Raw genomic sequence first — 21310 nt, forward strand, 5'->3', positions numbered from 1 at the left:
CCTGGCTCAGGCCGAGGATGGTAGAGCGGCCTGAGGGTGTAATATGTCAGGCCATGGCAGCCCTTTCTGTTTGGGTAGCCGCAAAGTCCTGCCCATTGCGGAGCATGGCATGCATGATGACGCCGAGCTTCCTGGCCAAGGCGACCTTGGCCTTTTTCAGGCCCGAGCGCGTGGCAATCGCTGTCGCCCACGCTTTCAGGCGTATGGCTTTGCTGGGCCGGATCATGATTGTGTTCGCCGCCTCGTAAAGAGCTGTGCGTACGCTGGCATCCCCCGTCTTTGAGATGCGGCCGGTGTAGTCTGTTTCTCCTGACTGATACTTTCGCGGGGTCAGTCCGAAGTGTGGACCAATGTCGCGTGACGAGGAGAACCGCTCGGCTTGGTCGATAGCAGATACAAAAGTCAGCGAGGTTAGAGGGCCGACGCCGGGTATGGTCATCAGTCGACACGTTCGCTGGTCGGCCTTTGCCATAGCTAGAACCTTTCGATGGAGAAGGTTGAACTGCTCCAGAAGGGCCTGTCGGGCGTCGAGTATTGACCTGGCGATCTGCGTCAGCGTCTCATGACCTTCGCAAAGTTCAAGTATCCGAGCTTCGAATCCTCCGGTTGATATGGCGCCGACCTTCAGGCCAAAGCCCCGAAGAATACCACGAAGACTTTTCTCGATGTCTAGAAGCTTTGTTTGCAGAAGCTTGCGTGCGGTCAAGACCGCACGGACTTCCTGAGCCGGCTGAGATTTGCAATGTACAGGGCGGAACCAGCCCAGCCGCATCAGTTGAGCAATGCCGCGAGCATCCTTCTTGTCGGTCTTGACCGGCATAATTTTAAACGCCGTGCGCACATGCCGGGTCTCGATCAGTTCGCAGGATAACCCTTTGGCCGTCATCTCGGCATAGAGCCATTGCGACAACGGACCGGCTTCAAGGCCGATGAGCTCGAGCTCAGCTCCGAAGGCCGCAAACCACGCGACCAGGGATTCAGGATCGCTCAACGCTTCGCCTTCGCGACAAATTTTGCCCGCCGCATCGACAACGCATACACTTGAACGTTCCAAAGACACATCAATTCCGGCATAGTATTTCATGGTCGTCTCTCGATGATGCTTGGCGCAGGCCACTAACCTGACGCCGTTGGTTGATGACACCATCATTCTGAGGGACGACCACCAAAGCGCAAGCCCTGGCTAAAGCCGGCCCGTTACCCCATCTTTAGGGCCTGTATGCAGGGCTATTTCAGAAACTGGCCATTTACGCGAGTGCAAGACCGGTAAGCGCTGGCAACGGCTCAGATGACCACCTGGGTTTAGGACTTAATAACTGCCTGTGTCAGCTTAGATAGTCACGCGTCCTTATCTGGGCAATGTTACAGAGCCATGCCAATTACACCTTAGTACCACCCCCGCGCCTCATTTCAGCCCCAAAGCTGCCAAATCCTTACCGTTTTGTCGCAGCGTTTCGACACTGTCGTATAGACGACTTATTGGCGCCCTCCTGATTTTCCATGTTCCGGCCACCCGCCTGCCCGCCGCACGCGAACCCATTGGAAAACCGACGACATGCGCAAAAACAGCCTTCTGACCGCCACCGCCCTTGGGCTCGTTCTGGGTGGAGGCCTTATCCCCTTCACCGGTCAGGCACTCGCTGAAACCAGCATCTCTTCGTCGACGACAACTCCGCTGGTCACCAGCACGACAGGCGATCTGACCGTTACCTCCGATGGCACGATCACCCTGACCAGCGGTACGGCCATTACGGTCGACAGCAACAACACCATGAGCTTCGCCGGCGCTATAGATATGTCAGAATCCGAATCGGGCTCGACCGGCATCCTGATCACCGACTATGTCGATCGCACCGCTGCCCTCACCTTTACGGGCGACATTACGGTCACCGACGACTATACGGCTGAGGACACCACCAGCCTGGACGAATCCGAAGATGGCTATGTCGAAGCACCGTGGGCAGAGGGCACAGGCCGATACGGTATCCACTCCATCGGAACATCCCCGTTCGTGGGCGATATAGATATCGTCAGCGGCTCGGCGATCGATGTCGAGGGCAACAACTCTTACGGAATCCGCTTCGAAAACAATATAGACGGCGCCTTCACCTATGACGGCAGCATGACGCTGATCGGTGACAATTCGACCGGCATCTCGCTGGAAAAGGGCGTCACCGGCAACGTCTATCTGTCGGGTTCAGTCACGGCCGTTGGCGAAAATGCCTCGGCTATCAAGATCACCGGCGATCTCGGCGGCAGCCTGCTGATCGATGGCACCTATACCGGCTACGCCTACAGTTCGACCTCGGCGCTCAGCCAGGATGTCTACGACAACCTGATTCCGGCCAACAATCTGTTGCAGGCAGGCCCGCTCGTCACCATTGCCAGCAATGTCGCCAACGGCGTTTTACTCGGTTCGTCTGTAACCAGTGAAGATGACGACAATACCGACGAAGACGGCGATGGTCTAACCGACAGTGACCAAAGCACGGCCGCCCTCGCACAGTATGGCAGCGCACCAGCGCTTGTCATCGGCTCAACAACCGAGGACATCACTCTGGGCGGCCTGACCTATACCTCAACCGCCATAGATCCGCCCTCCGTCAACTATGGCCTGCTGATCCGCGGCAGCGTTGGGGCTTATGGCGTCCATCCGGGCATCACCTCCAATGCCCTGGTTATTGGCGGCACCGGCTATGCCACCACCATCGCCAATGGAATCGGCATAGAAGGCTCAGTGACCTCCACATCTTATGGAGGCGACACCACGGCGGTCTCGCTGCTCGATGGCGCCACGACACCGGAACTCGATATCAATGGCGGCAGCATCAGCGCCACCACCACACGCTACCTCACCACCACAGAAGATGATGACGGTAATATCACGTCTTACACCGTCTCGAATGTCGGCAAGGCCACGGCGCTCAGCATCTCTTCCGGCGCCAGCCTGTCGACGGTCAATGTCTCTGCCAGTTCCGGCATCTACGCTTCCTCCAGTGGTTCTACGGGTAGCGCCACAGCCATCATTGATGCTTCAGGTACCCTTTCCACCATCACCAACAGTGGCGCGATCAGTGCCACCATAACCGCCACCGACGATGACGGCGACGATGTGACCGAGACCATTACCGGCACTGCGACCGCCATGGATCTCCGCGCCAACACCACCGGTGTCACCATCACCCAGGTCGATAACAATGCGACCGACAGCGATGACGATGAGGACATCGCCGCGCCCTATATCTACGGCAATATCCTTCTGGGTTCGGGTAACGATTCGATCTCGTCTTCCGGCGGCTATATCTACGGCAACATCGATTACGGCGCTGGCACCGGCAGCTTCACTCTGACCGATGACGCCATTTTCCTCGGCAAGATGACCTCGACCGGCGAGATCGCCATGAACATCAATTCAGGCGCCAGCGCAGGCCTGACCGCCGGCAGTTCAGTTTTGCTATCCAGTCTGCATGTCGGCGCCGACAGTACCCTGGCCCTGACACTTGGGGTCGACAATCCAGATACACCGATCCTTATCAATAGTGGGGCAGCGGTCTTTGATGACGATGCCCTTCTCTACCTGACGCTCGACAAGATCCTGATCACACCGTCCACCTTCAAAGTGATGACCGCTTCGAGCTTTAGTCTCGGCAACATGACGACCTCGACGCTCGACGGCTATATTCCTTATCTCTATCATGCCGACCTGGAGACCAATACGGCCGGCACTGAGCTTTACGCCAACTTCCGCCTCAAAACTCAGGAAGAAGCCGGCTATTCCGACAACCAGTATAACGCTTTGAAGCCCATTCTGGCCATTGTGGCGCAGGATTCCGGTGCAGACAGCGCTCTTCTTAGCCAGACCACCAAGGCCAGTTTCGATCAGGTCTATAACCAATACCTGCCGGACTATTCGGGTGAAAACCTGCTCAGTCTGTCCGTCGGCGCCTCAGCGCTCAACCGCTCCCTCGGCAACCTGACCGTTATCCCCGACAATAACGGCGGCCAGTACTGGCTCCAGGAATATGGCTTCAACACCAAGCGCGGCTATAGCGATACGGCGGGCTTCAGTTCAACAGGCTTCAGCTTCGCCGGCGGCCGGGAACGTCAGGTCTATGGCAACCAGATGGTCGGCGCCTACATGTCGCTGACCTCGTCATCGCCGAAAGACACCTTCGCCATCGGTAACGAAATCGCTTCGGTTTCAGATATTACCTTAGGTGGTTACTGGCGCCTTAACTCGGGCGCATTCAAGGGCTGGGCCCATGCCGGTGCCGGCTACGCCCAGTTCAAAACCACGCGCAATCTGCTAACCACCACGGTCAGCCACACCGCCATCGCCAAGTGGGACGGTTATTCGACCAGCGCCGGCGCCGGGGCGTCCTACGACCTTACCTCCGGCAAGCTCGGGGTCACACCGCAGGTGTTTATCGATTATTACGGCCTGAATGAAAGCAAGCACGCCGAATCGGGGGGCGGTGATTATTTCGATCTGACGATCGATGAGCGCGAGGGCCATCTCCTGAGCTCGACCGCGCAAGTCAATGTCAGCTATAAGACTGGAATGATCAAGCCAGAGCTATGGCTCGGCTATAAACAGAACATCTCGGCCACGCTGGCCGATACCGTGGCCAGTTTCGCCAGCGGCGATCCCTTCACCCTCAGCGGCGGCAATATCGAAGGCGGCGGGCCTGTGGCCGGTTTCCGTATCTCGGCTGATAACCCCTACAGCTATTTCGCCATAGAAGCCGCATACGAGAAGACCGACGCCTATACCAACACTTCGATCTCGCTGCGCACACGGTTCCAGTTCTAGGTGGACGCTGGGGAGGCACGCATCCTTTTCATACGGACCGGCCGTGGCGGCCAGCCGGTTCCGGCGACCGAGCTTTGCGACGCCGGTTTCGATCTCGATGTCGTCTATCTCAACGAGCGCCATCATGAGAGCCCGGCCGGACGCTTCCATCTGGCTGTGCTTGATTTTCCTAACCGACACGATACCGACCTGTCGATCACCCAGGCTACCAAGTCCTGGGTGGCGCCGGCGCCGCTGATCATTGTCAGCGATAGGGCCGACGCCATTGACCGTATCATAGGCCTTGAACTGGGCGCCGACGATTTCATGGCCAAGCCGTTCAATCCGCGCGAACTGGTGGCGCGCATCCGCACCATCCTGCGCAGCCGCTATAAGGCACCGGAGCGCCATGCCCTCAGTCGTTTTTTTGGCTGGACACTCGATAACTCCCGCCGCCTGCTGACGCATGAGGATGGCACAGTGCTCAGGCTGTCGCCTAATGAATACCGCGTCATACGGCTGTTTCTCGATCGCGCCGGTTACACCCTGACGCGGCAGGATATCCAGGTGCACCTCACGTCGGACGGCGAACTTGCCATGCCTTCACGTGGCGTCGACCTGCTTGTCAACCGCCTGCGCGCCAAATTGTTTGAACAGTCACCGTTCGATATTATCCAGACGGTCCACGGCAAGGGGTATCGAATGCGCGTTAAGGAAGACTATTCCGGATAAAACACATAAACCGTAGCCTCTGCCTTGACCGGCTTGCTCCTGGCCACCACCTCACCCGCCGTCACCGGCACCGGATCGCCGGCGCGGAAATGGCCAATCTCGGTTTCCAGATTCCCCGTCTTCTGCGTCACCCGAAACGTCGTCACCCCCGGCCATTGCAGGCTGAAACTGTGCGTTCGCGATGCCAGGGTGCGCGTATCGGCCACCTTGTTCGGATCGAGCCCGCAATAGCATGAGGGATCGCCGGTCACGGTCGACTGAAGGCTGCGGCCATCCATCTTGTAGGTCCGCGTTTTCACATCGACATCAGGATTGAGCGTCAGTTCGATCCGTCCGCCCTCACCTTTCATCAACTCATAAAGACCGCTGCCATCATAGGTCGCCACCGATGAGGTGCCCACGCCCACCACGCGCTTGAGATCGGGGGAAACCTTCGGCGCCAAAGCCGCCGGAATACTGCGGCTGTACATCAGGGTGTCATCATCATTATAGATCGCCACGTCGCTGGAAAACGACGTCGTGGTGTGGCCGAAGCTATGAGTATCGCTATCGGCGAACGGCTCTTTCAACGCGCCATCGCGGAAGGTTTCACCGGCGATCATAAAGGCGACGGTGCGCTCCGGCGTATAGAGCCAGTTGAGATAATGACGCGGCCACACCACGTTCTTGTCGGCCTCAACCGCCATATCATATTGAAATTGCGCCGCCACCTGCACGCCATTGGAGCGCATCTGCGCCGACAGGTTCGGGTAGACATAGGCTTTCTGCGTGCCCGGCGCATCCCATTCATAGACCACATCGGCCTTGCGCTTGCCGGGATCATCGAGCGTGCCCGGCCGGCGATGCCGGACATGCGAAACTGCGGTTCGGCGGACGGATTTTCAGCAAAGGGATAGGTTTTCCAGTAGGCTTCGCTGGTATAGCCTGTGTGCTCAAGGAACTGCGCCTTGCTGCCGCGGATCGCGGCTAAAATATTCGGATTTCGTGGCCCCTGGCCGTTGTCCAATTCGGTCTTGTCCCAACCCCAGGTGCTCCAGCCGACCAGATGCGGCACGCCGCCAGGCACCTTTTCGCCTTCGCGCACGGCAAATATCAGCCGGTTGATCAGGCCTTCGCGGATATAGCCTTCATCGTAAGGCCCCAGATTGTAGGCGCCCTTCGGATCTGTGCGGTAAGGCGGCTCGTTCATCAGGCCGATCAGGCCAAGACCCGGTTCGGCGCCATAGGCGCGGCCGCGTCCCTCATCGAGATAGCCGTTGGTGTGGCGCAGCAGATTGACGACAAAGGCCGCTTCCTGGTCGATGATATTGCGGTCGGAAGTAAACGCCGTCCCTTCCCATTCCTGTCCCTAAAAGCGTTCCGGCAGGGCGATATCGCTCATCAGCACATGGATGCGGATCAGGTTGACGCCCATCTTTTGCAGATCATCAAGATCGCGATCGATGACCTCGCGCTTGACATCGGTGACGCCGATATCCTGAAACAGGGGGCGTTTGAGCGGCTGGATATCTCCGCCCTTGCCTTTGTAGACAGCGAAATACTGGTAGCTGCCGCCGAGGTAGTTGACGCCAAACAGACGCACCTCCGGCGAGGCGTCAGAATACATACGACCGGTGTCAGGATTGAGCTTGAGCTGCGGCAGGTCCGCCGCCATGGCTGGAATGGCGAATAAGACCAACAGCCCTGTGACAAAACTCTTTAACATCCCTGCCTCGTGGTTTGTGCCTGAGAGGTTTACTTAGCACAGCCGACAGCAAAGTGTAGCTTCAGACTAAGCATCTTGCCTCACCAGACCTGCGAGCGGCTTTTTCCTTGCCTAATACAGATCGCGACGGTAGCGCCCCGAGACCTTGGCATCATCAACCCAGGCCTGCCCCATGATGCCGGCCAGCGCGTTTTCGACCTCGCGCCCCATGGCAAGACCACCGCAGCACATAAGCCCGCCTTCATGGCCCAGCCAGTCCTTGATGGCTGCACCAGACGCTGCCACAACCGCCTGAACGTAGCGGCCTTCGCCCTCATCCGGACGTGAGAAGGCGATGTCGAGCCCCTGCAATGTGCCCTCTTCGCGCCATACCATCATGGCCTCCGTCAGCGCACCATCATGAAGCGGATGGCGCTCACCATAGATCAGCCAGACAGGCCGGCCTATTTTGGCGGCTTGCAGAATATGCGCGCGCAAGCCCGCCAGTCCCGAACCGGCGCCGATCAGCAACAGCGGCCCCTCGCCTTCCGGCGCATGGAAGTTGCGGTGCGACTTGAGCCTTAGTGGCAGGCTGTCGCCGGCTTGCAGCCCGTGGATCAGTAAACCCGAACCATCACCATAACTGCCATCCGTTTTAATAACCTCACGGACATAGAGATCGAGGTGGCCCTCTTCCGGCAGGCTGGCCACCGAATAATCACGGCGATGCCCCTGTGGTGTGACAATCTCTATCAGATCACCCGCCTGCCATGACAGCACCTGATCCGACATGAACCTCAGATGATACAAAGGATTGTCACCGAGCGGATTGAGGCGGGTGCGCTGCTCCATTCGCCACGGCACACCGGCCTCGGTGGCGCTATTTCCCTTGCCGCCGAGCGCATGGATCAGTTCGTCCCATCGTTTCAGGGCTGCAGCGTCCAGATCATCGACCTCGATCAAGGACTGAGCCTTTCCCCCGCACACCACCAGCCAGTCGAATACCCGGCGTCCAAAAGCACAAAACTGATCATAGTTGCGGTCGCCAAGCGCCAGCACGGCCACGCTCTGACCAGACAGATCAGGTCTGTCCTGCATCAGGCTTTGCGCAAAGCGCAGGCCTTCGTCCGGCGCATCGCCTTCGCCGGTGGTCGAGATCACGCACAAAATCGTTTTGGCCGCCTGTAACTGCGCCACAGTGACCTGCGCGATCGAAAACGCCTGAGCGTCCCGCCCACCCGCCAGCAAGGCTTTGGCGCTGTTACGCGCAATCTCTTCGGCCTGACCGGTTTGAGACGCATAGAGCACGAGATAGTCGCTGGTCGCTGTCGTGCGCTTTCGGCCTTTAAGCCCCGCCCACAAACAGACCAGTCCGAACGCCGCCGCCGAGCCGTAAGCCCATGCCAGCCGCGTCGGATCGTCCGTTAGGGTCTCCCAAATCATAGCCAGCCCTCCAGACGCGGACTGCGCACAGCACGAAGGCCGTTATGCAAGGTCTCGGCACGCACCCACAGCAGACAGGGAATTTCGTGTTGCCGGGTAAACTCGATCGCCCGTTCTTCGCCCATCACCATCAGGGCTGTGGCCAGGGCGTCGGCGCGCCAGCACTGCGGATCGAATACCGTAACGCTGACGATATCTGAGCGGGTCGGCGATTGCGTCACGCTGTCGATGGTGTGGGAATGGACCTGCCCCTCGTGCACAAATGAGCGCACACGCTCACCAGAGGTCGCCACCGCCCAGCCACATAAGGCCGCCACGGTGCGCGGCTCTTTCGCGGCTTCCGGTGCTTCAATCTCCACCCACCACGGCAGGCCGTCGGGCTGCACGCCCCAGCCCTTCAGTTCACCACCGATTTCGACCAAAGCGGCCCTGACGCCGGGCTCGACCTGCAACAGGCGCATCAGTTCATCGACCGCGAAACCCTTGGCGATGGCGCACAGATCGAGCCGCACTTCAGCAGGCTTGACCATCCCACCGCCCTGCACGACCAGATCGCACCAGCCATGCTTTTGCCCGCGCAACGCGCTGACATCGCTGGCTTCTGGCAGACCTTCGGCCACGACGCGGGCACCGAAGCCCCACAGTTCGACCGCCGACAACAGTGCCGGATCAAAGGCGCCGGCGCTTAAGGCCGCGATCTCCAGCGCATGCCCCACCACAGTGCGCAGGGAGTCCGGCAGATTCACAAAAGTGCCAGCGGGCGCGAGATTAAAGCGTGTCAGGTCGGAGTCGATACGATAGGGACTCATCTCTTTATCGATGCGGTCCAGCACGGCCTGACAGCGAACATCAAGCCCTTCCGTCGCCGTATCGGCATAGAGCGCGATCGACCAGGTGGTGGCGAAGGCCTTGCCCTTCAAATCCATGCGCCGCGCCTGCGGATACAGGTCCGGCGCCTCGTCGAGATCGGGGATCAGCACGTGGCGATCCAGAGTATAGGCCGGCGGGGTCATCAGGCGTGAACAAACAGCAGGAAGAGGATGAAGGGCGCCAGCAAACCGAACGCCACCAGCGGCCAGGTGATACGGCGCCCTTTGGAATAGAGCCACAAAAGGCCAAGGCCGGTGATCGAAAAGACGACGCTGGCTACGGCGATCAGGTCAATGAACAGCGACCATACCGCCCCGGAATGACGGCCCTTGTGCAGATCGTTAAGCACGGCAATGACGCCGCGATCCGTGCGTTCATAAACGATATGGCCGTCATGACGATCGATGGTCATGGTGGCGTCGATGCCCGGCTGCGGCATGGCGAGATAGATTTCATCGTCATCGACATCGGGGGCGGACTTGCCAACATCGACGCCGGTCGCGGTTTTGATTACCGCGGTTTGCGCAAAGGTCAGCGGTGTCTTGTCGGCAACGCTCGCCATGGCGGCAAGGCCCTCGGCCGTCAGGTCTTTCTCTATCGTAACAATCTGCGGCTTAGCTTCGATCTGGCTGGCGTGATTGAGCGTGAAACCGGTGACGGCAAAAAGCGCCAGCCCCATCAGCGAAATGGCCGAACTGATCCAGTGCCACTGGCGCAACTGATTACGCCAGAAGGTGCCCCAGAAGGAGGGAGAGGTTGTTGGAGAACCGGGCATGGAACAACGCGTACCGTCAGTATTTGATAATCATTCTCACCTAGCAAACTCTATGGGCAGTTACAAGCTTTCCGGTGCTTTATTCATGCACAGGTGGCCTTTAGATGGGTCTGGTCAGGGATTTAACAACAAAAGCCGGCTTTATCGCTCCAGCTTGGCCGCCAGAATGATCGAGGTTGTAGTGCGTTCCACACCATCGAGCAGACCGATCCGGTTGATCAGCTCGTTCATCTCTATACTGTCGGCGGCTTCAACCAGCACGATAATGTCGTACTCGCCGCTGATGGCATAAATGGCGGCGATCTCAGAAATCTCCGCCAGCCGTATTTCGACTTCCTGGCATAGCCGCGGCAGGGTCTTGATCATCACGTGCGCCCGTAGGCGCGATTTGGAATAGGCCTGCCCCAGACGCACCGTATAACCGTCGATGATGCCCTCAGCCTCCAGCCGTTCCAGCCGTGCATAAACCTGAGTGCGCGGAATATCGAGCATGGTGGCCAGTTGCGACACCGGCAAACGCGAGTTTTCGCGCAAACTGGCCATCAGCTTGCGGTCGGTCGGATCGAGTTCGGGAGCAGGCTTGCGAGTTGTCATTTATTTGAGCTTTTCATCGCCATAGATCGCCGTTCGGATAACGGGAGAATCGGAAGAGATCGCCCCACGATACATCCCCAGGTCGTTGATAGCAAAGGCCGGCTTGCCGTCGGCGCCCATGGCGATCAGACCGCCGTCGCCACCGAGGCTGCCCACCGACATGATTGTGTCCTGCGCCGCCTGTTCGATGGCCTGATGGTTCCAGCGCACACGGTCACAAACCTGACGTGCCGCCGTATCGCGGATGAAATATTCACCCGTGCCAGTGGCCGAAACGGCACAATCACCGTCACGCGCATAGGTGCCGGCGCCGATGAGCGGGCTGTCACCGATACGGCCCCATTGCTTGCCGGTCAGGCCGCCGGTCGAGGTGGCCGCCGCCAGATGGCCGTCACTGTCCAGCGCCACCGCGCCGACCGTGCCGTACATATGGGTCGGGTTGATCATCGCCGAATGATCCTTCTTCCAGTCAACGAGCATCTGCTCGCGTTCCGGCGTATGGAAATAGCTCGGATCGACCTGCTCAAGCCCCTGTTGCAGGGAGAAGGCGTCAGCCCCCTCACCGGCCAGAAACACATGACGCGTCTTGTCCATGACGGCGCGCGCCGCCATGATCGGGTTCTTCGTCCGGGTGATCGAAGCCACCGCACCGGCCTTCATCGTGCCACCATCCATGATGGCCGCATCGAGATAGGTCTTGCCGTCGGCGGCTATGGCCGCGCCCTTGCCGGCATTGAACAGAGGGTTGTCCTCCAGCGGTTTCAGCGCCGCCTCGACCGCATCGAGCGACGAACCACCCTTGTCGAGCACCGCCTGACCGGCCTTGAGCGCTTCGGCCAGACCGGCGCGATAGGTCGCGTCCTTTGCCGGCGTCAGGTCGCCACGATCAATCACGCCGGCGCCGCCATGGATGGCCAGCGACCAGTGCTTTTGCTGCGTCAGCACGCCATCGGTCACATCATAGGTGCGCGTGAAGGACGGCTGACCGACCTCCAGCGTTCTGATGTTGAAAGTGCTGGCCTTGCCGATACCGGTGACGCTGACATTCTTCACATTGAGCTTTTTACCAAGGGCCAGCTCATTGACCTCACCGCGCTGCACCAGCCAGGCATGGCCATCGAGATTGGAATAGACTTTCGCCGTGCCGTCCGTCTCCACCGTCATCGCCGCCTCTTCATCGATGCCGAGACCGACGAGCGGGTGAGCGTAGCGCTTGTTCGGCGAGGCGCGCAGGGCTTCAGCCTTGATCACAAAGGCGATCAGGCGGCCGAGCCGGTCGCGGATGCCGAAATGGCTGTCGGTGACGATGTTACTCATCAGCTCGGAATGCAGGAAGTCGCCCTCAATGGTGTTGGCCGCCCCCATCGGATCGTTCATGGCTTCGGGTGAGGTGATGCTGCCGCCATCCATGGCGCTGTAGAGCCAGCTTCCCTGCACAGCCAGCCCTGCCGAGGTGCCGCCGATCGGCTTGTTGGCCGCGATGTGGGCGTCGAGCGCCGCGTTCAACGGTGTGCCCTTCCACATCCGGACATAGTTCGACTGATCGCCACCCGCCAGAAAGATACCGTCGGCATTCTTAACTGCTTCCAGCAGCTTGGCGTCATAGGACGCTTTGCGGTCGGTAAAGAGGAAGGTGCGGATCGAGGTGACGCCCTTGACGGTCTTGTACATCTCGTCCTGGGTCTCGGTCGTGCCTGAAGCGCGCAACACAACGATATGACCGTGGCCCGAATGCGCCGTAAACCAGCGGAAGGCGTCGAGGGCCCAATCGCCGCCGCCACTTAAGAGAAAACCACCCGTCACCGGATCGGGCGTCGGCTTCTTTTCGTCGCCGATGACGAAGGTTTTGTAGCCCGGACCGCTTTTCCACGGTGCGGCCTGCGCCGCATGAGCGAAACTTAAGGCGACAAGCGCGAGAACTCAGGGCAAGTTTTGAGGCTAGATTGCGGCGGGACATGCGGGGCTCCGTGCGGTTAGTGCGCAAATGCAACATATACGCACAACTGTGATCGCAAATTGACCTGATGGCAACAATTTGATTGCCATGCATGACACATTGATGTCACTTTTGCTCAAGTTATCTCGCAATTGGTACAGTTTGAAACCATATTTGCGAAATTCCCTTATTTAGCAACCGCGAACGCCACTATGGTAAAAGGAGACTTCCCGACATGACGAGATCGAAGTTCACCCGCTTCTGCAAGCTCACCCTGCTGGCAGGATGCAGCCTATACAGCCTTCACGGCGTGGCGCAAGCTCAGGATGCGGCTACCGCACCGGCGGCTGACGAACCCACCACTGTCACCGTGCTCGGTTCGCGCATTCCCCGCACGCAAAAAGAAGGTCCGGCGCCCGTTACTGTGATCACATCCAGCGATATCAGCGCCCGCGGCTTTGCCAGCGTGCCGGATATCTTGAAGTCGGTGACACAAAACAGCGGCGAAACCCTGAGCCAGCAATCCTACGGTGGAGCCATCATGACACCGGGTTCGGCGCAGGTCGATCTGCGTGGCCTCGGTCCTAACCATACACTGATCATGATCAACGGACGTCGCGTGGCTGACTTCCCGATGCCGTTTAACGGACTGAGCAACTTTACCGATATTTCCAATATTCCTGCCGCTCTCATCGACCGCGTTGAGGTTTTGTCAGGTTCGGCCTCCGCCATCTATGGTTCGGACGCCATTGCGGGTGTCGTGAACTTCTCCATGAAGAAAAATGTTGAGGACACCACACTCAACTATCGTTACGGCATGACCGAGCACGGTGGTGGTGCCAGCCACCGCCTGTCACTGGCGACCGGATTTAATAAAGACCGCCTGAGCGTTACCTTTGGCGCGCAATACGATAAGCAAGATCCTCTGTGGGCTTTTGACCGCGACATTCAGGATTCCCGCGATGACGCGCCGACAGCGCGCGCCCGTTTCCCGTTCAAGGTGGCGCAGCGCTATGACGATGACGCCTACATCGCCACCGAGGGCGGAACGGACTGTTCTGATCTGGCGAAGCTGGCGGGCGGCACGGTCGTTAAAACGACCGACCGTTTTGACGATTACTATTGCGCCTCGCCTACGGCTGTTTCATACGGCACTATTTTATCGCAAAGAGAAGCGCTCAACACCTTCACCAACATCAATTATCAACTCAATGATACGACAAGCCTGTTCGCCGAAGTGTCTCTTGGCACCAGCGACACGGCCCTGATGAACGATGTCACCTACTGGCGCTATCAACTGCCCGATGGCAGTACCTCCGACTTCTATAATGAATATTCCGGCAGCTATGAAAACTGGTCGCGCGTGTTCATGCCGGAGGAAATGGGTGGTCTGAAAAAAGGCATGATCACCAACCACTCATCGACCATATCGGTGTCGCCGGGCATTCGCGGACAGTTTGGCGAACAGTGGACCTATGAAGCCGCTTTGAATTATTCGCAATATTCCAGCACGATCAAAATTCCACAGATTGTTGCCGCCAAGGCCAATGCCTTCTACCTGGGTGAATCTCAGGGCGTGGATTCGGATGGTTACGATATCTTCAACGCTGATCCAGCCAAACTGTTCACGGCTCTGACGCCGGAACAATACGACTCGATTTCCGAAGAAGCGCGCACCAGCGCGAAGGCCACGACGAAGGGTGTCTCTCTTACGCTGAACCACCCGGATATCTTCGACCTTCCTGCCGGTCCGGTCGGCTTTGCCGTCATCGCCGAACTCGATCACCAGAACTACACGGTCAATCCTAATCCAGAAGCTACGGACTTTGGCTATTACTACCAATATGCCGCTACCTCAGGCGCAGGTGAGCGCAGTCATCAGGCGCTCGGTGCCGAATTCAACCTGCCCTTACGGTCGACGCTTCAAGGCAGCCTCGCCACGCGCTATGACCAGTACAAGTATGACGGCAACACCATCGGCAAACTCACCTACAATGCTGGCCTTGAATATCGCCCCGTCAAAGAGGTGCTGCTCCGTGCCGCTTATGGCACCGGTTTCCGCGCCCCAGATTTGCACTATGTTTTTGCCAATCTCGATCTCTTCCATCCATCGGTCACTGACTATTACAAGTGCCGCACCGAAGAACCAGGCACCGACTACTCGGACTGCTCCTATTCCGATGAGGACATTCTGAAGCATCGCGAAGGCAACCGAAAACTCAAGCCGGAAACCTCTTCGTCCTATAATTATGGTGCAGTCTGGCAGCCCAACCGCTATTTCGACATCTCTGTTGATTACTTCAACGTCGATATGAAGGATCAGGTCAATGACATGAGTCTTGATCAGGTGTTGCGCGATGAGGCCGATTGCCGGGTCGGCACCACGGAATCGGGAAACGCCGTCAACAGCGCTTCTCCGACCTGTCTTGACGCCCTTTCTCGTGTGCACCGCAACGAAGATGGCGATATTACCTACGTCTATATCAACCCTATCAACGTCTCGAATGAAAAGACCGATGGTATTGATGTTGAAATGCACGCCCTGTGGCCAACCCCCTACGGTCAGTTCAAATTGTCTGCCGGTCATACCCACGTCCTGAACCACACCTCCGTCCAGTATGCCGGCGATGCCGAGGTTGATCGCCTGGCGCAGGATAGCGGCTACTACATTCCGCGTGACAAGACCAACATGGCGCTGACCTGGTCGCTGGCACCAGTATCCGTTACCGTGTCAGGCACCCGTATTGGCCGCTTGCCTAACTATGATGAAGATGCATGGGTGAAGCCATGGACCCTCTATAACGCAACAGCGCTCTGGGATATCACGCCTTCCGTGAAAGCGACCCTGACTATCAATAACCTTCTCGACACCAAGCCGGCCAAAGACAACACCTGGGCGTCATACCCCTACTATAACTCCAACTGGTACGATTCCGTAGGACGTAGCGCCTATCTCGAACTTAGCTACAAGTTCCAATAAGCTTTTGTTGCTTTAACCTGAAAGGCCGGCGAGTTCCCCTCGCCGGCCTTTTTCTTAGGTGTCAGAAGGCTTCGACCGGCGCCAGCGCACTCATTCTCTGGCCTTATAGACCACCTTGCCCCCGACCATGGTCAGCAGAACCTGTGTGCCGGAAATCTCTTCCGGTCTGATCTCCAGCAGGTTACGGTCAAGCACGATCAGATCGGCGAACTTGCCCGGCTCAAGCGATCCCGTCACCTTGTCCCGTCGCAGACTATACGCCGCATTGATCGTGATGGCGCGAATCGCCTGCGTGATCTTCAGTCCCGGATCGATACCCAACCGACCGGGATATTTAACCGCGTCCTCGCCCACCGCTTCGCGTGTCACCGCTACCTGCAGGGCCAGCCACTCATCGAGCCGATCGACCGGCCAGTCCGAACCGTAGACAATCCGCGCGCCATAAAGCTCCAGCAGTCCGGTCGGCTCGATCAGGGCATAGCGCACAGGCCCCAGCGCCTCCTTCGAGGCTGCGATATCGACCGACGGCTTGCCCCACTGGAACGACAGCACCGGCAGGGCGCCGACCTCGGCGTAGCGTTTGTAATCGGCTGGATCGACGATTTCGTCATGAGCAATGGCCGGACGGATATCCTCCCCCGGATGGACCTTGCGCATGGCCGCGATGGCGTCCAGTCCCTGGCGCACCGAGCCATCACCATCGGCGTGCATGTGCGGATTCAGCCCCGCCGCCGCAAGCTTGATCAGGGTATCTTCGAGCTGTGCCTGACTGAAATAGGGCTTCGGACCGTAACTTTGCCCAGGCCGGCCATGCTCGAAATAGGGTTCGACCATTACCGCCGAAAAGGCCGGCGCCGAATAGACGCCATCGAGGAAGAGCTTGGCGGTATCGACCTTCATGACCGGCTTCGCGCCATCGTCCTTTTGCTCGAACTCGGCCTTCTGGCGCAGGACTTCGGCAATCGCTTTATCGGGGTCATAATCAGCCGGCGAATCGATCAGCACGGCGAAATGCGCCCGCGCCGTCAGCCCGCCTTCGTCGGCCACTGTGCGATAGGCCGTCATGGTTTCGATATCGGTATAGGCGTCGAGGAACGATGTGATCCCCTCCTCGCGCATAGCTTCCAGCGCCAAGTGCGTAGCCTTGTAGTTCTTTTCCACCGAAGGCGGCGGCACCAGCTTATCGACCAGATCCTGAGCGGCCTCTTCCAACAGGCCGGTCGGTTGGCCGTCGGCGTCACGCACGATCCGGCCATCCTTAGGGTCGGGTGTATCGCGGGTGATCCCCGCCAGGGCCATTGCGCGCGCATTGACGAGATTGGAATGGCCAAACGACGAATGCACCATGATCGGCCGCGTCGTCTTGACACCTTCGAGCGCTGCGTGCGTCAGCACGGTTCCCGCCGGCTGCATGTTCTGCTCGAACCAGTTGATCACCACCAGCCAGCTATCGGGACCGTCCTCCGTGTCGGCATCGACGCATGTTTGTATGCGCGCCTGAAACTGCGGAATGGTCAGGGCTTCGTAGTTGAGATTACAGTTGAGCATCCGCAGGCCGCCCGATTGCGGGTGCATATGACCGTCGATCAGACCCGGCATGACCATGCGACCTTTAAGATCGATCACCTGTGTCTTTTTGCCGATCAGTTGTTTTGTGCCGGCATCGTCACCAACGTAGATGATTTTACCCTCACGCACCGCTACGGCCTGCGCCACACTGTCCCTGGCGTCGACCGTATAGACATAGCCATGCAGGAAAACGGTATCCGCCTTGGGAAGCGGCTTAGCCTCGGTGCTGAACGCCGTAAAAGCCATTGCCAGACACAAAACTCTTTTCATCGACGCATCCCCTGTCGTTTTTTGGCGCAGGCACGACTATATAGGCCGCACGCTACCCGGCAAAGGAAATCATATGGATTCGGTCATCTCGATCAAACAGCTCGACAAGACGTACAAGAGTGGCCACCGGGCGCTGAAATCCATCGATCTCGATATCAAACGTGGTGAAATCTTCGCTCTGCTCGGCCCTAACGGCGCCGGCAAGACCACCCTGATCGGCGTCGTCTGCGGGCTGGTAAAGCTGACCGGCGGCACGGTCATCGCCGATGGCCACGACATCACGAAAGACTATCGCGCCGCCCGCGCCAAGATCGGCCTCGTGCCGCAGGAACTGGCTACCGACATGTTCGAAACCGTCTGGGCCACGGTCAGTTTTTCGCGCGGTCTCTTCGGACTGGCGCCCAATCCGGCCCATATCGAAAAGATCCTGAAAGACCTCTCCTTGTGGGACAAGAAGGACAACAAGATCGCCACGCTGTCCGGAGGCATGAAGCGTCGGGTGCTGATTGCCAAGGCCTTGTCGCATGAACCGAAGATCCTGTTCCTTGATGAGCCGACCGCCGGCGTCGATGTCGAGTTGCGCCGCGACATGTGGGCCATGGTCGGCCGGCTGCGCGATCAGGGCGTCACTATCATCCTCACCACCCACTATATCGAGGAAGCCGAGGAGATGGCAGACCGCATCGGCGTCATCAATAAGGGCGAGATTATTCTGGTCGAGGAAAAGCACGCCCTGATGAAGAAGCTCGGCCAGACCCGCGTTACCATCGGCCTGAAGTCAAAACTGGATGCGCCGCCGGATATCCCGCAAAAGCTCGATCTGTCGGAAGACGGCGAAACCCTGACCTTCACCCTGACCGGTGAAGGCGATTCAGAAGATGCCGGCGTCGCCGATGTGTTGAAAGCGTTGATGGAACGCAAGGTCGACTTCAAATCGGTCAATACCAAGCGCTCGTCACTCGAAGATATCTTTGTCGATCTGGTGGAGAAAAAGACATGAGCCTGAACCTCCACGCCGTGCGCGCCATCTATATGTTCGAGTTACACCGTACCTGGCGCACCCTGTTCCAGAGTATCGCCGCGCCGGTCATCTCGACCTCGCTCTATTTCATCGTCTTTGGCTCGGCCATCGGCAGCCAGATGACCACGATCGACGGTGTCTCCTACGGCGCCTTCATCATCCCCGGCCTGACCCTGCTCAGCATCCTGACCGAAAGCACCTCCAACGGCTCTTTCGGCATCTATCTGCCGCGCTTTACCGGCACGATCTACGAGTTGCTATCGGCGCCGGTCTCGGTCGCCGAGGTGCTGCTGGGCTATGTCGGGGCGGCGGCGACGAAATCGGTCATCCTGGGCTCGATCATCCTGCTCACCGCGCGGCTGTTCGTACCCTATGAGATCGTCCACCCCGTCTGGGCGGCGCTTTTCCTCGTCATGATCGCCCTGACGTTTTCGCTGTTTGGCTTTATCCTTGGCGTCTGGGCCGATGGCTTCGAGAAACTCCAGATCGTGCCTCTGCTGATTATCACGCCCCTCACCTTCCTCGGCGGCACGTTCTACTCGATCAAGATGCTGCCGGAATTCTGGAAGACCGTCACCCTGTTCAACCCCATCGTCTATCTGGTCAATGGTTTCCGCTGGGCCTTTTATGGCAAGGCGGATGTCAACGCCATGGTCAGCTTTGGTATGACCGCGCTCTTCATGGTGGCCTGTGTGGCCGTCATTACCTGGATATTCAAGACCGGTTACCGCCTGAGAAGTTGAGCCATGCGGAGCGTGCAGGCGCGTCGAAGAAGCCTCGCTGCCTGAGTGGTCCGCCGAGTCCAGGGCCAGTGGACTCGGCGGTTGACGTCCTTAGTCGCGGAAGCGCCGCAACACCATTACGATATCGCGCAAGGGTTTAATGAACTGAAAATGCGCACGCCAAAGGCGTCTTGTTCAACACAGCCAGCTTTGCGCATCAAAGCCATGTCTTCCTTGTCAAATCTATAGGCAGGCCGTGCCGAATAGGGCATAAGAGCAGACCCGATCCTTATGCGACCCTTGCGAGCCCTCATGACGACCGACGCGAATGTGCCTGCCGCCGCCCTCACCTTGCGCCAGAAAATCGCCCGCTTCGCCCATGCCCTGTGGAATGCCGATGACAAGACCCTGCGCTGGGTGCTCGGCGTACTGATCGTCATTCTAGCGGTGTTCAACTTCGCCCGCGATATCAACAATCCCAATCGCGCCTTCTGGGATGAATCCTATTATCTGACCTCGACCCAGCGCTACGAAGAAGGCAAGGCGCAATACGCCTCGCATCCGCCGCTTGGTTTCATGTTCATGGATGCCGGCGTCAAGGTCGGCTATATGTTGGGCGTCAATACGGACGTCAACACCCACGCGCTCGGCGATCTGAAGAAGATCGATTCGCGCGTCGTGCCCAAGGCTTACAACTTCACACCGATCCGGATGCCTTCGGCGCTGTTCGCCGTTTTGAGTGCCTTGCTCTTTTACCTCATAATTCTGCGGCTCAATGGTGAAGCGTTCGAGGCCTTTGTCTTCTCGCTGCTGTTCGTCTTCGAGAACGCCTACATCGTCCATTTCCGCGCCGCCCATCTCGATTCCTACCAGTTCACCTTCACCCTCGGCTCGATCCTGGTGTGGCTGCATACCTTCGGCAAGGAACCGAAACGGCCGCTCCTGATGTACGGCCTGTTCGGTCTGCTGTGCGGACTGTCGTTCATGGTCAAGGTCAATTCGCTGGTCATGCTGGCGCTTGGCGCCTTAAGCCTGATCCGAGCTGTCTGGATCGACCGTTCGCGCCAAAACTGGCTGTGTCAGATCGGTAATGGCGCCGCCATCGCCGGGGCCTTCGTGGCCGTGGTCGTCACCGTCTTCACCCTGCATGTCGTCTTCAATCCCAACCTGCCCAATTCGACCACCAAGGCCGGCCAACGCGACCTGCGCGCCATGGGCCAGACCTACAAGGATTACCTGGCCGATAAACGCGGTCTGTCACCCGCCGTGGTCTGGGATGCTACCGCCGGCTATTATAAATACATGAAGTACGACTTCACCGGAGAGGTGAAAACCGAACCCAACGGCTCGCAGCCGGCGCTTTGGCCCTTCATGGCCAAGGCGATCAGCTACCGCTGGGACTTCGACGGCAAGCGCACCGCCTACACCCATATGGTCGGCAATCCGGTGGACTGGGGCTTAGGTATTGTCGGTATCGTCGGCGCCTGCGTACTGGTTTTGCGCCGGCGTTTCGACAAGGAAGCCGCGCAGGTTTCGCAGGATTACGATCGCCTCGAAGCCCTGCTCGCCATGTACATGATCTTCTGGACCTTCCACATCTATCTCGGCATCCACCGGGTCATGTACATTTATCACTATTTCATCGGGCTCTCGTTGAGCTTCTTCCTGGTGGCGCTTAGCTTCAAGATTGCTGCGCGGCAGATCCCGCTGATCGAGAAGCATCGCTTCACCATTCTATGCACGATCAGCGTGGCCATCGCCGGCAGTTATCTCTTCTATGCACCTCTGACCTATCACCACTACCTCACGCGCAAACAGTGCGAGTGGCGCAATATTCCGGTGACGCTGATCGTCTGCCAGCCGTCCAGGAAAAAGCCGGCGCCGTTACCGACGCCGGCTGTCTCAGCCCGGTCTCTCTAGGC

At 58.5% G+C, this 21310-nt stretch carries 15 protein-coding genes; 6 read left to right on the forward strand and 9 right to left on the reverse strand.

Annotation, left to right across the window (positions count from 1 at the left end):
- Positions 1-46: 46 nt before the first annotated feature.
- The gene (locus tag ABQ278_RS13035) at positions 47-1084 is read right to left on the reverse strand and encodes an IS110 family transposase (RefSeq protein WP_349319963.1); all 1038 of its coding nucleotides are present in this window, start codon (positions 1082-1084) and stop codon (positions 47-49) included.
- Between the two features lie 471 nt (positions 1085-1555).
- Between ABQ278_RS13035 and ABQ278_RS13040 the strand changes: the two genes are divergently transcribed.
- Together ABQ278_RS13040 and ABQ278_RS13045 are read left to right on the forward strand one after the other, a co-directional pair.
- Positions 1556-4813: an autotransporter domain-containing protein gene (locus tag ABQ278_RS13040; RefSeq protein ID WP_349319982.1), complete on the forward strand. Its 3258-nt coding sequence runs from the start codon at positions 1556-1558 to the stop codon at positions 4811-4813.
- On the forward strand, positions 4814-5524 hold the full coding sequence (locus tag ABQ278_RS13045) for a response regulator transcription factor (protein WP_349319966.1): 711 nt from the start codon (positions 4814-4816) through the stop codon (positions 5522-5524).
- Here ABQ278_RS13045 and ABQ278_RS13050 read toward each other — a convergent pair.
- The 7 genes from ABQ278_RS13050 to ABQ278_RS13080 form a co-directional block, all read right to left on the reverse strand.
- Positions 5512-6321 (reverse strand): hypothetical protein, encoded by an 810-nt coding sequence (locus ABQ278_RS13050; protein WP_349319967.1) that lies wholly within the window; start codon positions 6319-6321, stop codon positions 5512-5514. The two genes, ABQ278_RS13045 and ABQ278_RS13050, sit on opposite strands and share 13 nt — an antisense overlap.
- Positions 6322-6872: 551 nt before the next feature.
- Positions 6873-7229, reverse strand: coding sequence for a hypothetical protein (locus tag ABQ278_RS13055; RefSeq protein ID WP_349319968.1), 357 nt, complete (start codon positions 7227-7229; stop codon positions 6873-6875).
- Positions 7230-7340: 111 nt separating this feature from the next.
- A complete protein-coding gene (locus ABQ278_RS13060) occupies positions 7341-8651 on the reverse strand; it encodes an NADPH cytochrome P450 oxidoreductase family protein (protein WP_349319969.1) in 1311 nt (436 codons plus the stop codon).
- Positions 8648-9664 (reverse strand): FAD:protein FMN transferase, encoded by a 1017-nt coding sequence (locus ABQ278_RS13065; protein ID WP_349319983.1) that lies wholly within the window; start codon positions 9662-9664, stop codon positions 8648-8650. Before ABQ278_RS13065 ends, ABQ278_RS13060 begins: the two co-directional genes overlap by 4 nt.
- A complete protein-coding gene (locus ABQ278_RS13070) occupies positions 9664-10296 on the reverse strand; it encodes a PepSY-associated TM helix domain-containing protein (protein WP_349319970.1) in 633 nt (210 codons plus the stop codon). The genes ABQ278_RS13065 and ABQ278_RS13070 overlap by 1 nt, the downstream gene beginning before the upstream one ends.
- Before the next feature lie 141 nt (positions 10297-10437).
- The gene (locus tag ABQ278_RS13075) at positions 10438-10890 is read right to left on the reverse strand and encodes an Lrp/AsnC family transcriptional regulator (protein ID WP_018082229.1); all 453 of its coding nucleotides are present in this window, start codon (positions 10888-10890) and stop codon (positions 10438-10440) included.
- Positions 10891-12693, reverse strand: a complete 1803-nt coding sequence (locus ABQ278_RS13080; protein WP_349319984.1) for an isoaspartyl peptidase/L-asparaginase — start codon at positions 12691-12693, stop codon at positions 10891-10893. It abuts the gene before it with no gap.
- Positions 12694-13061: 368 nt separating this feature from the next.
- Between ABQ278_RS13080 and ABQ278_RS13085 the strand changes: the two genes are divergently transcribed.
- Entirely contained in the window at positions 13062-15806 is a 2745-nt protein-coding gene (locus ABQ278_RS13085) for a TonB-dependent receptor domain-containing protein (protein ID WP_349319985.1), read from the forward strand.
- Between the two features lie 90 nt (positions 15807-15896).
- Here the strand turns inward: ABQ278_RS13085 and ABQ278_RS13090 are convergent, their stop codons facing one another.
- On the reverse strand, positions 15897-17645 hold the full coding sequence (locus tag ABQ278_RS13090) for an amidohydrolase (RefSeq protein WP_349319986.1): 1749 nt from the start codon (positions 17643-17645) through the stop codon (positions 15897-15899).
- Between the two features lie 73 nt (positions 17646-17718).
- On the opposite strand from ABQ278_RS13090, the gene ABQ278_RS13095 reads away from it, so the two are divergent.
- From ABQ278_RS13095 to ABQ278_RS13105, 3 genes are all read left to right on the forward strand, one after another.
- On the forward strand, positions 17719-18645 hold the full coding sequence (locus ABQ278_RS13095; RefSeq protein ID WP_018082225.1) for an ABC transporter ATP-binding protein: 927 nt from the start codon (positions 17719-17721) through the stop codon (positions 18643-18645).
- 2 nt (positions 18646-18647) lie between these two features.
- The gene (locus tag ABQ278_RS13100) at positions 18648-19409 is read left to right on the forward strand and encodes an ABC transporter permease (protein ID WP_349322167.1); all 762 of its coding nucleotides are present in this window, start codon (positions 18648-18650) and stop codon (positions 19407-19409) included.
- Positions 19410-19700: 291 nt separating this feature from the next.
- Positions 19701-21308: a phospholipid carrier-dependent glycosyltransferase gene (locus ABQ278_RS13105; RefSeq protein ID WP_349319987.1), complete on the forward strand. Its 1608-nt coding sequence runs from the start codon at positions 19701-19703 to the stop codon at positions 21306-21308.
- The last annotated feature ends 2 nt before the right edge of the window (positions 21309-21310 follow it).

Source organism: Asticcacaulis sp. MM231, assembly GCF_964186625.1.
In the GTDB taxonomy this organism is placed as follows: domain Bacteria; phylum Pseudomonadota; class Alphaproteobacteria; order Caulobacterales; family Caulobacteraceae; genus Asticcacaulis.